General features: G+C 41.2%; 13 protein-coding genes and 2 tRNA genes. 10 read left to right on the top strand and 5 right to left on the bottom strand.

Annotated features, from left to right (window positions below):
- Positions 1-16: 16 nt before the first annotated feature.
- Positions 17-652: an NAD(P)-dependent oxidoreductase gene (locus tag DFP79_RS16445; protein WP_133505027.1), complete on the bottom strand. Its 636-nt coding sequence runs from the start codon at positions 650-652 to the stop codon at positions 17-19.
- A 214-nt stretch (positions 653-866) separates the two neighbouring features.
- Positions 867-2405, bottom strand: a complete 1539-nt coding sequence (pelA, locus tag DFP79_RS16440; protein ID WP_133505026.1) for a pectate lyase — start codon at positions 2403-2405, stop codon at positions 867-869.
- 224 nt (positions 2406-2629) lie between these two features.
- On the opposite strand from pelA, the gene DFP79_RS16435 reads away from it, so the two are divergent.
- On the top strand, positions 2630-2914 hold the full coding sequence (locus DFP79_RS16435) for an oxidative damage protection protein (RefSeq protein WP_133505088.1): 285 nt from the start codon (positions 2630-2632) through the stop codon (positions 2912-2914).
- An 81-nt stretch (positions 2915-2995) separates the two neighbouring features.
- Here DFP79_RS16435 and DFP79_RS16430 read toward each other — a convergent pair whose 3' ends face one another.
- Entirely contained in the window at positions 2996-3436 is a 441-nt protein-coding gene (locus DFP79_RS16430) for a flagellar basal body-associated FliL family protein (protein ID WP_133505025.1), read from the bottom strand.
- A gap of 237 nt (positions 3437-3673) precedes the next feature.
- Between DFP79_RS16430 and DFP79_RS16425 the strand changes: the two genes are divergently transcribed.
- The 5 genes from DFP79_RS16425 to trmB all read left to right on the top strand — a co-directional run bounded on the left by DFP79_RS16425 (position 3674) and on the right by trmB (position 6941).
- Positions 3674-4168 (top strand): disulfide bond formation protein B, encoded by a 495-nt coding sequence (locus tag DFP79_RS16425; RefSeq protein WP_133505024.1) that lies wholly within the window; start codon positions 3674-3676, stop codon positions 4166-4168.
- A 127-nt stretch (positions 4169-4295) separates the two neighbouring features.
- Positions 4296-4766 carry a sigma D regulator gene (gene rsd / locus DFP79_RS16420; RefSeq protein WP_133505023.1) on the top strand — a complete coding sequence of 157 codons (471 nt, stop codon included), beginning with the start codon at positions 4296-4298 and terminating at the stop codon, positions 4764-4766.
- A complete protein-coding gene (locus tag DFP79_RS16415; RefSeq protein WP_133505022.1) occupies positions 4741-5721 on the top strand; it encodes a WD40 repeat domain-containing protein in 981 nt (326 codons plus the stop codon). The genes rsd and DFP79_RS16415 overlap by 26 nt, the downstream gene beginning before the upstream one ends.
- 30 nt (positions 5722-5751) lie before the next feature.
- Positions 5752-6144 (top strand): DUF423 domain-containing protein, encoded by a 393-nt coding sequence (locus tag DFP79_RS16410; RefSeq protein ID WP_133505021.1) that lies wholly within the window; start codon positions 5752-5754, stop codon positions 6142-6144.
- 128 nt (positions 6145-6272) lie between these two features.
- Positions 6273-6941, top strand: coding sequence for a tRNA (guanosine(46)-N7)-methyltransferase TrmB (gene trmB / locus DFP79_RS16405; protein ID WP_424960650.1), 669 nt, complete (start codon positions 6273-6275; stop codon positions 6939-6941).
- Positions 6942-7024: 83 nt separating this feature from the next.
- Here the strand turns inward: trmB and DFP79_RS16400 are convergent, their stop codons facing one another.
- Positions 7025-7417, bottom strand: coding sequence for an H-NS histone family protein (locus DFP79_RS16400; protein WP_133505019.1), 393 nt, complete (start codon positions 7415-7417; stop codon positions 7025-7027).
- Between the two features lie 209 nt (positions 7418-7626).
- On the opposite strand from DFP79_RS16400, the gene DFP79_RS16395 reads away from it, so the two are divergent.
- Complete coding sequence (locus DFP79_RS16395) at positions 7627-9798, top strand: helix-hairpin-helix domain-containing protein (RefSeq protein ID WP_133505018.1); 2172 nt, start codon at positions 7627-7629, stop codon at positions 9796-9798.
- Between the two features lie 119 nt (positions 9799-9917).
- Here DFP79_RS16395 and tdh read toward each other — a convergent pair whose 3' ends face one another.
- Positions 9918-10952 carry an L-threonine 3-dehydrogenase gene (gene tdh / locus DFP79_RS16390; protein ID WP_133505017.1) on the bottom strand — a complete coding sequence of 345 codons (1035 nt, stop codon included), beginning with the start codon at positions 10950-10952 and terminating at the stop codon, positions 9918-9920.
- Between the two features lie 377 nt (positions 10953-11329).
- On the opposite strand from tdh, the gene DFP79_RS16385 reads away from it, so the two are divergent.
- The 3 genes from DFP79_RS16385 to DFP79_RS16375 all read left to right on the top strand — a co-directional run bounded on the left by DFP79_RS16385 (position 11330) and on the right by DFP79_RS16375 (position 12661).
- Complete coding sequence (locus DFP79_RS16385) at positions 11330-12334, top strand: polysaccharide deacetylase family protein (protein ID WP_243730299.1); 1005 nt, start codon at positions 11330-11332, stop codon at positions 12332-12334.
- Between the two features lie 102 nt (positions 12335-12436).
- A tRNA-Ser gene (locus DFP79_RS16380) sits at positions 12437-12527 on the top strand.
- A 58-nt stretch (positions 12528-12585) separates the two neighbouring features.
- Positions 12586-12661 (top strand) — tRNA-Asn (locus DFP79_RS16375).
- Positions 12662-12682 lie beyond the last annotated feature (21 nt).

The following is a 12682-nucleotide window of genomic DNA, read 5'->3' as shown; positions in this document are numbered from 1 at the left end:
TCCGTACTGTGATTTTCTAGGCGATCGAAACAAATGGCGCTTTATGAACCCAAGTATCGCTATTTACCTGATCAACCATAAACTTGGCCAGATCAGGCAATGTAATCGAGTTTCCTGGCATCTTTTGATCATCCGCCAAAACATGACCAACAAGCGGTTTCTTTAATATTAAATTGGCTCTGACACTGACCCAATCAATTTCTTTTTCTTTTAGCAAAATATCCATTTCAGCGACCTTGGCGTCTTTCATATGCTTAAGGAAGATGCCGACCATTGTGCTTAAGATTTTACGCTTAATACCAACATATTCATTAGGTAAAATAGTGCCAGAGCCGTTAATGCTAACCAGTTTTTTGATCCCTGCTTTCTTCATCTCAGCAACCAGAATATGAGTAATAGTTTCAAACGCTTTGTATTGGTCTGACCCTTTCACACCTCCAGCAGCACTCACCACTGCAACACAACCTTCCAATGTTTCCGCTACTTTATCCGCGTCTTCGAGTGTGCCTTGAATCACTTCAAGATTACTTGCTCTGTTTTTCAATTTTTCAGGCGTTCTTACCAGCACTTTTACGTCGAACCCTGCGGCTAATGCTCGCTCTAAGACCGCTTGTCCAACAAATCCGGTTGAGCCTAAAACCGCAATTTTCATTCTATCCCTCACTGAATCCAATTAGTTTACTTGCACGATCACCAGTAAAAATGGTTAACCTTTAACCAAATAATACCACTCGAACATGTGCGTGTATGTATGACAAGCGAAGTAAGTATTGAGTGGTACAGCATTTGTATTCATGAAGTACGAGGAATAGTGACAGATGAAATGAGAGAGGGAACCATTCTTCTCTCTCATTTTTCAACTGGAGCTATAAACTCACATGCATTGTAGAGGCATAGTTCTTTTGCCATTTAGGGTAAAGTTCATTGATGAGTTTATTTGGAGAGGTAACTAACCAACTGTATTTCACGCTTCGCTCATAGCTTATATCATCAAAACGATTCAAACGGTCACCTTGTCGATTTGAGAACAATGGCTCAAGCGTTGTGCTGTCAATGAAACGAGGCCAAGAAACAGCGCCTTTCTTATCAATCACAACGCGATCAACCCCAAACTCAAGCGTTGGATCCTTCACTTTTACCAATTTTTTATCTTTTATGCTTTGGCTTTGTAAGAATGCGACGGCATCGTGGACCGCATTAATAACATCTTGAGAAGGGTTTTCAATTGACATTAGGAACTTCACCACTTTAACGCTTTCACCACCACTGATGGCTGCCAGCTCATACGAGCGGCCTTTTTCACATTCTAGTGTTTGATAATGATATTGGGCACACCAACCTGTCTTTTTACCATTTACGACCACCTGTCGGTCCAGTATTAATGCAATGCCCTTTTCAACGGCCTCTTTTGCCGCACTCGCCATTGTATCTGAAATAAACTTATAACCGCCTTTTTGGCTAGCAACGTCTCTTAATACTGTAAGAGTGTTGGATATGGCATCATCATTAAAGGTAATGTGTTTATGATAGCCTCGTGTTTCCGGGAAGAATTGAGGCCAACCACCGTTGTTCAGCTGACCATTAATCAGATATTCGATTCCTCTTAAAGCACTCTCTTTGTAACGTTCATCTTGTGTATGTCCATAAACCTTAGCGAGTGTGGTAATTTGGACATAGGTTGCATCATTGTCGATCGTCGACTTTTGTCGATACATTGGAAACGTATCGCGGTTATAAACCTGCGCTAGGCTCGCAGAGCTTCCGACTTTAAACCAACCTCCATCTGTATTTTGGTTTCTTAACATCGCTTCAGCTACCTGTTTGGCTTCAGCGCTTACAAACCACCCATCGTCTTTTTTATAGATCGTTTTTAGCGAGATAGGACCTTTTTCAGACTTAAACATGGATCCTTTAGGACGCAACAAAGTGGCAACTGCTCGCTCCCTTTTTTTGTTCCAACTGTATTTTGCGCCTAGTTGCTCAAACACAAATTTAAATGGAAGATACAGGGCATCATCAAATTTCTGAGGTGTGATGGGCATTTCTACCGTATTTTCATTGACCAAAGCAATTTGGGAACCAAGCGACATTTCCACGATACGCCCATTCAGTTCGATTTTAACTTGGTTGCCATTCGTGACGTAAAAACCATTAAGCTCATCTAAAATATCCTCCAATGGCGCCATTACGGTGTTATTCGCCCCATACACAGGTTTAAGATAGTAAGCATCTAACAACTCATGATAGCTTCCATCGACTCGCATCATAGGCTCGCTCATCATAATCGCAACTTCATGAAGGTCCGCTTTTTCCCAAGACAGATCCTTAGCCGCATTCACCTCAGCTCCAATTAATAGACCAGAAGCAATCGCTGTACTTCTCATTAAATAGTGATACCGGTTCATTCCTTTCTCCACTTCGTTTTTATCATTTATTTCGACCAAAATCAGAACCAAAAATAAATGATGCAATGTATTTTTATTTTGGAAACGATGTTTCAATAATAAATATTAGTTAAAGCGACTCATTTTTAAAAGTTATAATTATTTCAACCTTTCGTCCTTTGCCTTTCACGCAAAAAAAGCCTTGAGAGTCTGTTACACTGGTATAAAAATTTAATTTGGAGAAACTGATGACTACGGTCTTTTGTAAAAAGTATCAAAAAGAATTAGAAGGTTTGCAGCGCGCGCCTCTGCCGGGCAAAAAAGGCCAGGAAATACTCGAAAGTGTGTCAAAACAAGCTTGGATTGAATGGCAATCGCTTCAGACAATGATCATTAATGAAAAGCATTTAAATCTGATGGAGCCCGCTACACGAAGCTACTTAATAGAACAAATGGAAAAGTTTTTTAATAATGAAAAGACAGATCAACTTCAGGGCTATGTAAGTCCTGATGATATTCAAGAGCTCTAGATCGGTACAGCTCAAGCGATATACAACAATAGGAGTGCGAAGTTTATCCAAAAACATTCGCACTCGCTAAAAGAAGAACTGCTACTGTGTTACGAAGCTCGCAAATAAAACGTCTTTGACGGGTTCTAACCCTGTTTCATTTTTTAGTGCCTCGTTGACTGCAACGGCAGCTTCTCCCCTCGTTTCCTCACGGGCAAGCGCCCCGGAAACTTGCTCTTGGCTTCTTGAACTCAAAAACATCACAATAGCATCACGAACAAGCGGCATATTCCCTTCTATCGCACCTGCCATATCAGAACTAGAACGCAAACTTATTTTAGTCTTTATATATTTTAGTTTGCCACCACTCGCAGAGTAGTTAACGATAAAATCAGGCGTCAGCTCGATATATACAGGCATCGGAGCCCCAGCTTCGTCTTCAGCATGAACAACGGATGCTAATGATGCAAACAGCGAGCAGCCAAACACCATTAAGCATAGTTTTATCCTACAGCCTTTAATCATTCGGGTCAGTATACTCATAGCACTCCTCGCGTAGACATAATAGTTGGGTTATGCCTCGTTATATGGACGAAATATAGTTTTTGAATTGGACAATAAAAATGGGGCACTTTCTCGCTCGCTCGCGGTCTCAAGACACGCTAACGCAAAATTCGCAAAAGTCAGTGATTTTCATAATCCTAGCTTTTCATAGTATAAGCTAACAGTTAGCATATTCGAAGCCTATAAAAGAGATCACCATACAAGGACATCGCCTTAATGCGCCACTTCATTACTGTACGTAACTTTCATTTGTTAATTGCCGTCACATCATTGTCTCTACTTGGTGTCGCATTTTATATGGAATATGCCATGGGACTAGAGCCGTGCCCATTGTGTATGCTACAACGAATCATGTTTTTCATTGTTGCAATAGCAGCAACGCTTTCAGCTTTACATAAAGCAGGGCGAAAATTCTACCTACCGACTATCATCACCTTCGCAGCTATTGGCGCAGGATTGTCCATACGCCACCTTTACCTACAAAGCCTTCCCTTCGATGAATTACCTGCGTGTTTACCGGGGTTAAGTTACATGTTTGAAGTGTTCCCATGGCAAGAAATCATGCAAGCAATGGTAATGGGCACCGGAGAATGTGGAGATACGTTGTGGACTTTTCTAGGTTTAAGCATACCTGGTTGGACTCTTGTTGCTTTCACGTCAATTGTCGTTGCGAACCTCGTGATTTCAATCAAGTTCTCAAATCAAAATTAACAACAGCGGTTTCCAAACATTACAATAAGTGCAACCTAAATAGGTTGCACCGTGATTTCTAAGGGAATATTCTAAAAACATAATAGTATGATGTTTTGATACTAATAATGAAAACGGGGATAAAGTTATGTTGGAACGTTGTAAATCTGCTCAAGAAAGGTGGGGCGGCGTGCATGAAATTATTGACCGTTGGTTACTTCAACGCCAACAATTAATCGAAGCATTAGTCACTACCAAAGAACGAGGTGAATATACCCCAACCGATACGCCAAAAATTCAACGCTTGTGTGAAATGCTGGTTGACTATGTGTCTGTAGGACATTTTGGTGTTTATGAACAGCTCGCTCTTGAAGCAAAAGACTTCAATGACACTGGAGCTCTTGAACTCTTTAAAGCGCTTATGCCTGAAATCGACAGTACAACCGAAGTAGCAATTGAGTTTAACGACAAATACGATACGAAAGATCACTGTAATGCTCAGTTAGAAGAGTTACCTTTTTCTATTCAGACAGTAAGTGTCGTAATGGCAGAACGCTTCGGTCTTGAAGATAAATTAATTGAACGATTACACCATGCTCACAGTGAAAAAACGGCCTAAAGCACTTCTTGTTGCCTTAAGTCTGACATTATTTGGCTGCTCAGCTGATAGCCCTAGCAACCAAGAAAAACTGGCAATCCAAGGGCTGTATTCAGCGGCATTAAGCCCCAATGCAAAAAATGCCCTAATTGGCTCCATTCAGCATGGGGGTAGTTATTGGTCACTTGCGCCCAGTCAACGCCTTTATAACTGGAACCATGCTCAGGGTACTGCTACGCCGCTCATCTCCGTGGATATTGACCCTTCTGGTCGCTTCGCTCTTACAGGTGGTGCACGAACTCTCGTGTTATGGAATACTCAAAATGGTCAATCTGCAGGATACTGGAATACACCAGGGGACATTCGCGATATAAAACTCACTCAAAATGGCGATTTTGCATTAGTGGGTATGAATGATCAAACTGCCCGATATTTCGATGTGAAAAATGGCGGGATTCTACAAACACTGCGCACAAATGCAGTTGTTCGCTCTGTTGATGTCACACCTGACGGAAAACTCGCGGTAACGGGCGACGACCTAAACAACGTAACACTTTGGGACCTAAACTCCGGCCAAGTAAAAAAGCAATGGACACTTTCTAACAACATCGCAAGTGTTGCTATTTCTGATGACGGGTCTTATGTCTTCGGCGCTGCACAGTTAGGTGAGGCAAAAGTTTGGCAAACGGTAACAGGCATCGAGTTTTCGAATATAGATACAGGTGCATTGAAAGAGCGCAACTCAACAATAAGCAAAGTCCAATTTTCACAAGATAATCGCCAACTTCTTCTTGGTTCAGTTAATAGACGAGTAAAACTCGCAAATACCGCGACAGGGAAGATAGAAAGGGAATGGGATCTTTATTTAAAAGATGTACTTCGCCCCACTGCGGCAAGCGTCTTAGCACTAGCCTTTGGAACTGATGCGCGATATTACGCAATTGGCAGTAACGGTTACCTAAATACTCTTCAATAGAAATTACCCAATCGGATTCCTTTCCAATCAATGAACTCACCCCGTATATACCACTATTTAGTAATTACGCTGTCTTTAATGGGATTCACGTCCGTTTTAGCAGGTGCATTTGGCGCCCACGCTCTAAAAGGCACTCTTACCGAAGCTGCGCTGGGGTGGTGGCAAACTGGGACGCTGTATATGATGTTCCATACTTTGTCCGGACTATGCAGTTTACTGATTATAAAACCGGTTAAGGCACTAAAGCATCCTTCATTCTTTTTTATCGCGGGTAATGTTCTCTTCTCAGGCAGTCTTTATGCGCTGGCGATAACTAACATAAAAACACTCGGAATAATTACTCCCGTTGGCGGCACACTCTATCTAATAGGCTGGATGCTTTTGGCAGCTTTTGCCTACAGAAACATCGCACCAAGGCCTTAAGCAATTTTTTTCTTCCAGACCGCATGTATCACTTATCTAATGATTATAATTTCGGTAGGATACACGCTATATCCATTGATCAGATTTGGCAAAACCAATTTATGCAAGACGAAAGTAAAGACTTAAAAATGCGAACTATCAAAAGCTTTGTTGTTCGTGGCGGTCGTATGACAGAAGGCCAACAAAAAGCCTACGACAACAACTGGCAAACTTATGGATTGAATTTTGAAGATGGCGCAATTGAATATAAGGAAGTATTCGGCCGAGATTCAGATATCACGCTAGAAGTTGGCTTTGGTATGGGTGCCTCTCTGGTAGAAATGGCAAAAAAAGCACCTGAAAGAGATTTTATTGGGATTGAAGTTCATCCACCAGGCGTCGCTAAATTAATGATGCTTGCGGCGGAAGCAGGTATTTCTAATATTCGGGTTTATTGCCATGATGCCATTGAAGTCATGGCTCAATGTCTTCCAAAAGAACAAGCGTCAACCTTCCAGCTTTTCTTTCCTGATCCTTGGCATAAAAAGAAACATAATAAACGTCGAATAGTACAAGCGCTCTTTGCGAACCAAGTTGCAGACACATTAAAACCGAATGGACTTTTCCATATGGCAACCGACTGGGAACCTTATGCAGAGCACATGATGGAAGTAATGGATGCGCAAACTAACTACGAAAACATTTCAGGGAAAGGTAGTTTCCATCCGAGACCTGAATGGCGTCCATTAACAAAGTTTGAGCAACGCGGCGAAAAACTAGGACACGGAGTATGGGATCTGATTTACTCAAAGAACTAATGTATGTTGAGCCATTTTCAATTAAAAAAAACCGACTATTAAGTCGGTTTTTTTTACACGCACTAAAAAATTAGTACTTACTATCAGATCTCACAGCTTTCGCGAGAGTTTCCAGCATCAAAATACTCTTGAAAGACTTTTGGTGTGCGACCACGCCCTGTCCATTCATGAGTCTCACCTTCAACAACTATACGATACTTTGGCTGTACAGAACGGCCTTTCGTTGTTGTACGTGGTGCACTTAGAGCTGCAATTTCATCAAGCGTTAAACCGCTCTTTTCTATGATTTTAGCAATCTCTTCCGCTTGGCGTGCTTTTTCAGCTTCGGCAGCAAGACGTACAGATTCTTCTTCCTTTACTTTCTCTAAGGCACTGTTGAAACCAGCAATCAAATTTTCAAGTTGAGCAACATTCAGCTCTTTGGCAGCGGCACGTGCTTTGGCTTTATTTCCCGCTAGTTCTTCTAACAACCCCATATTTTACCTCTATTTTAAATTCTAATTTTACTACTGTGGATTTTCTCGATTCCCTAAATTATAAATTTAGCCTTCACTATTGTTATAGTAGGAGCTAAAGAGATATTCCATCTATTTTAATCTCTTATGTAGTTTAATCATTTTTTTTTCTAATGGCGATCTAATAATTGTTTAATCATTTCAAAAAATAAGGAAAGAATAGGGGTAGCATGCTTAAAGAAACACTAAGAGATGAATTTAACTATTCTCTAAAGACTGTAAGAACATTAATCTCCTTCTTCGAAGAAGGAATGAGCGTCCCTTTTATAGCCCGATACAGAAAGGATCAAACAGAAGGAATGAATGATGTCATTCTGAGACAATTTCACAACCGTTACCTGTATTTACTAAAACTAGACGCACGTCGTAATACAATTATCAATGCTTTGTCCATTAACAAAACTTCATCAAACGAATTAATAATCTCTATAAAAGAAGCAAAATCTCTCACTGAATTGGAAGATCTTTATCGCCCCTATAAAAGCTCTAAAAAAAGCAAAGCGAAAATTGCTGAAAGCCGTGGATTATTAGGGTTGGCTAAAAAGATTTGGTCTACAGAAGGAACGGATGTGCGTCATCTAAAAGTTGCCTCAACCTGGCTATCAGAAAACGGATTGAGTGATTTATCAGACAAGGAAGCGTTAGACGGAGCGTACGATATTATTCTCGAGAAATTAACCCACAATCTAACGCTTATAAAGAAATGCACAGAACACTTAAAACGTTTCGGAGAGCTCCAGTCAAAAGTGGTCAAAGGAAAGAAAGAGAAGTCTGAGAAATATCGAGATTACTGGAACCTCAGAGAAAAAATTACACATATCTCACACCATAGGCTACTGGCCTTATTTAGAGGAGAAAAAGAAAAGAGTCTTAAAATTTCATTAATTGTAGAAAAAGACATAGATTCTTCAGGGGTTCCCTTATTTTTGATGGGCACTCCTTTAACAATCGACTTCAACGGATCCGAAATTCTATGTCAAAAAGAAAGTAAGCGATATTGGTTAAGACTCAGCTGGGACCAAAAATTGCTAGGTTACGCAGAGCGAAAAGTTCGCGTAATATTGAAAGAATGCGCAGAGCAAAGTGCCATAGACGTTTTTGCAAATAACCTCAAAGATCTTCTTATGGCAGCACCTGCCGGCTCGACCTCAGTGCTAGCACTCGACCCAGGCTATAAAAATGGCGTCAAATACGCAGCATTAGATGCTGGAGGAACCTTGAAATGCACGGGAGTCGTCTACCCTACTCCTCCGAAAACACACATTAGCGAAAGTGAAGCCATCTTAGTCAAGATATTAAAACGTTACACAACCCAGTGGATTGTAATAGGAAATGGCACGGCATCTAAAGAAACTGAGCATTTCGCTAGAGAAATGATCCAAAAGCACCAGCTCAAGTGCAAGGTAATTGTTATTTCTGAAGCGGGGGCGTCTATTTATTCCGCTTCAGAAATTGCATCAAATGAATTCCCAAACATTGATGTATCCCTACGAGGCGCTATTTCTATCGCGAGACGGTTCCAAGATCCCCTATCAGAATTAGTAAAAATACCGCCAAAAGCAATCGGTGTTGGACAATACCAACACGACCTCAAAGAAGCGGATTTAAACCAAGGGTTAGCGAATACAGTCGAAGACTGTGTAAACGCGGTTGGCGTAGACCTAAATCTAGCATCAGAATCATTATTGCAGTATATATCGGGATTAACGTCAAAAACGGCTCAAAATATAGTCTCACAACGACGGTCCAATGGAAGGTTTAAAAACAGAAAACAACTTCTAAATATCAAAGGTATTGGGAGCAAAGCATTTCAACTTAGTGCAGGCTTTTTAAGAATTGATGATGGCGATGAGTATTTAGATAAAACAGCAGTGCACCCAGAGTCTTATTCAATCGTTTATAGACTTGCAGAAGAGATGAATCTCCCTATCCATCAAATAGTAGGAAACACCGAAACAATAAATACAATTAAAGCGCGCTACAAAGACAGATATGCAGGAGAGGAATATTATTTATTTGAAAATGTTATTTCTGAATTATCTCATCCTTTTAGAGATCCACGGCCAACATTTAAATATGCAGAATTTTCTCCCCACATAAAAGAAATTGAAGATTTAAATTTAAACATGGTTCTTGAAGGTGTAATAACAAACGTAACAGCTTTCGGTGCATTTGTTGATATTGGTGTACACCAAGACGGCCTAATACACATTTCAGAGTTATCAAATCAATTTGTTAAAGACCCTAGGAAAATAGTGAGAATAGGGGAAACTCTAAAAGTTGAGGTGATACACATCGATAAAGAACGACGTAGAATCAGCCTTAAACGTGTACTTTCCTAAAAAGCACAAATTGATTTCTCTGTACCCTTTAATCGTCATTAGGCTTCTCAATAAAGCAATATGAATAATCGTATAATGCACGAATTCATATTGCTTATTCCTATATTCCAAAATTCTGGCTAAAGCTCCATCGACCAATCGAGAATGACTTTTCCCGCCCTTCCTGATGCCATCACATCAAACCCTTGCTGATAATCCTGAATATCGTATCTATGGGTAATTACTGGCGTAATATCCAAACCAGACTGAAGCATAGCGACCATCTTAAACCAAGTTTCATACATCTCTCTGCCGTATATTCCCTTGATCAACAGACCTTTAAATATCACTTTATTCCAATCTATCGGAGATTCTTTCCCTAGAATACCCAGCATTGCGATCTTCCCTCCGTGAGACATGCTTTCAAGCATAAGCTCAAAAGCACTTCCATTGCCCGACATCTCTAGACCGACACCAAAACCCTCGACCATTCCAATATCAGACATCACGTCTTCTAAAGACTCTCTTGCAACATTAACCGTGCGTGTTGCTCCTAATTGTTTTGCCAACGCCAAGCGGTAGTCATTTACATCTGTAATAACCACATTCCGAGCACCTACAAAGCGAGCAACCGCAGCGGCCATCGCTCCAATCGGGCCAGCTCCCGTTATCAAGACATCTTCGCCTACCAAATCAAACGACAATGCCGTATGAACAGCATTGCCAAACGGATCGAAAATCGCAGCCAGTTCGTCACTAATATCATCAGGAATACTGAATGCATTACTGGATGGAATGACTAAAAACTCAGCGAATGCACCTTCTCGGTTAACACCAACGCCACGAGTTTCGGGGCAAAGGTGTCTTCTGCCTGCTCTGCAATTTCGACATCGCCCACAGGTAATATGACCTTCACCTGAAACTCGATCGCCCACCGAAAAATCAGTCACGTCTCGTCCTTTACGAACAATTTCACCCACAAATTCATGACCAACTGTCATGGGCACTGGAATAGTGGCTCGAGCCCAATCATCCCAGTTATAAATATGTATATCTGTACCGCAAATCGCTGTTTTACGTACCTTTATTACCACATCATTGTGCCCGTACGCAGGAATATCCGTATCCGTTAACCAAATTCCAGGTTCATCAAATAACTTTGCCAGTGATCTCATTTTGATCTCCTATCACCCTTTAGTATTGCCAACAGATTAAAAAACGGTCCATCCGGCAAACAGATCAAGCTCTAACCTTCGTTTATGACCCTAAAGCCCATTGCTCCTATTACAACGGATCTAACAAAACCGAGATTAACTTGTCCAGACCGCCCCAAAGCGCCCTTAGCCGCGGCTCGCCTAGATAACCAGTGTAGCACCCAATTTCCCCCCAGAGGGAGAAGTCGAAAAGATCACGAATGTATTTCCCATCTCACAATCTAATGAGACAATGCTGAACGCAAGTCACCATCAGAGATAGCCAATTTATGTTCATTTTTTCAAGTCGATCCACATTACGAAGCATTCTAGTTTTATTCGCCGTATTAGCACCCTTTATGTCCTACGCACAAAATTATTTGCCGATACTGCAATATCACCACGTTTCACAAGCCACTCCGTTCTCAACAAGTCTAACGCCTGAGCAGTTCACAGAGCACATGAACTATTTAAAGGAAGAGAACTTCAACGTAATCGACCTAAAGTCGGCTCTTGATAAGATTAAAGCTGGCACTGCCCTGCCAGAAAAGTCCGTAGCTATTACCTTTGATGATGCGTACAGAAACATTTATGAAAACGGCTTCCCTATATTAAAGTCACATCAGTTCCCGTTTACTGTCTTTATTAACACACTGCAAATAGAACAAAAAAATCGACATTTTCTGACCTGGACTCAAATGAAAGAAATGTCAGAGTTCGGAGGCGTCTTCGCAAACCACACATTCAGTCATCCATACATGCTCAGAAAAATAGAGAATGAAACAGACGAAGAATGGTTAGTACGAATGAAAAGAGAGGTATCAAGTGTAGAAGAAGCACTGGTAATGCATCTTGGTTCAAGCCCAAAAATGATCGCATACCCTTATGGCGAATCAAATGACGTAATACAGCAATGGTTAACATCCGAAGGAATCGTTGGGTTTGGACAGCAATCTGGCGTTGTTAATGCGGACTCTAACTTCGCGAACCTTCCTAGATTTCCTGCCGCTGGCCATTACGCGAAATTAGGCCCTCTTAAAACAAAGCTAGCATCTCAACCAATGCCCTTAGTTTCCTATGATAATGGAGGCATCTATGCAGATAACGAACCGGTATCCATTAGTCTGACTTTTAAAGAAGGTAACTATCGGCTAAAAGACCTAACCTGCTATGTATCCGGTCAGGGAAAAGCCAAACTAAGTTGGATTGATGCACATCATGTCGTTGCAAGCGCGCCAAAAGCATTTACAGCGGGAAGAGGTCGTATCAACTGCACGATGCCAGATAAGAGTGCTAAACACTACCATTGGTTTTCAAACGTTTGGATTCGACCTTCTGCCGACGAAAACTACATTCAAAATTAACTTCGGACGTGTTTTTTTGGCTGCAATGCAAAAAAGTTAAATTTTTTTAAAAAAAGTGTTGCACTGAAATTTCAAATCCGTAATATACACCTCGCTCGCAACGGAGGGGTGGCAGAGCGGTTTAATGCACCAGTCTTGAAAACTGGCGTAGGTTAATAGCCTACCGAGAGTTCGAATCTCTCCTCCTCCGCCATCTTCCTTCTTGGAAGATCCTTTTCTCAGAAAAGAGGTTGTGAGAAAAAATTAGTTGTTCCCTGATAGCTCAGTTGGTAGAGCAAATGACTGTTAATCATTGGGTCACTGGTTCGAGTCCAGTTCAGGGAGCCATTCGGAGTATAGCGCAGTCTG

Source organism: Marinomonas balearica (assembly GCF_004362145.1).
GTDB lineage: Bacteria > Pseudomonadota > Gammaproteobacteria > Pseudomonadales > Marinomonadaceae > Marinomonas > Marinomonas balearica.
Note: the sequence above shows the minus strand (reverse complement) of the source record. Positions and strands in the feature narration are given on the sequence as shown.

Excerpts from the sequence above, each read along its gene's own strand:
- DFP79_RS16395 (WP_133505018.1), top strand. The coding sequence starts at position 7,627 with ATGCTTAAAGAAACACTAAGAGATGAATTTAACTATTCTCTAAAGACT.
- DFP79_RS16410 (WP_133505021.1), top strand. The coding sequence starts at position 5,752 with ATGAACTCACCCCGTATATACCACTATTTAGTAATTACGCTGTCTTTA.
- DFP79_RS16430 (WP_133505025.1), bottom strand. The coding sequence starts at position 3,436 with ATGAGTATACTGACCCGAATGATTAAAGGCTGTAGGATAAAACTATGC.
- DFP79_RS16425 (WP_133505024.1), top strand. The coding sequence starts at position 3,674 with ATGCGCCACTTCATTACTGTACGTAACTTTCATTTGTTAATTGCCGTC.
- DFP79_RS16415 (WP_133505022.1), top strand. The coding sequence starts at position 4,741 with ATGCTCACAGTGAAAAAACGGCCTAAAGCACTTCTTGTTGCCTTAAGT.
- tdh (WP_133505017.1), bottom strand. The coding sequence starts at position 10,952 with ATGAGATCACTGGCAAAGTTATTTGATGAACCTGGAATTTGGTTAACG.
- DFP79_RS16445 (WP_133505027.1), bottom strand. The coding sequence starts at position 652 with ATGAAAATTGCGGTTTTAGGCTCAACCGGATTTGTTGGACAAGCGGTC.
- DFP79_RS16385 (WP_243730299.1), top strand. The coding sequence starts at position 11,330 with ATGTCCTACGCACAAAATTATTTGCCGATACTGCAATATCACCACGTT.
- trmB (WP_424960650.1), top strand. The coding sequence starts at position 6,273 with ATGCGAACTATCAAAAGCTTTGTTGTTCGTGGCGGTCGTATGACAGAA.
- pelA (WP_133505026.1), bottom strand. The coding sequence starts at position 2,405 with ATGAACCGGTATCACTATTTAATGAGAAGTACAGCGATTGCTTCTGGT.
- rsd (WP_133505023.1), top strand. The coding sequence starts at position 4,296 with ATGTTGGAACGTTGTAAATCTGCTCAAGAAAGGTGGGGCGGCGTGCAT.
- DFP79_RS16400 (WP_133505019.1), bottom strand. The coding sequence starts at position 7,417 with ATGGGGTTGTTAGAAGAACTAGCGGGAAATAAAGCCAAAGCACGTGCC.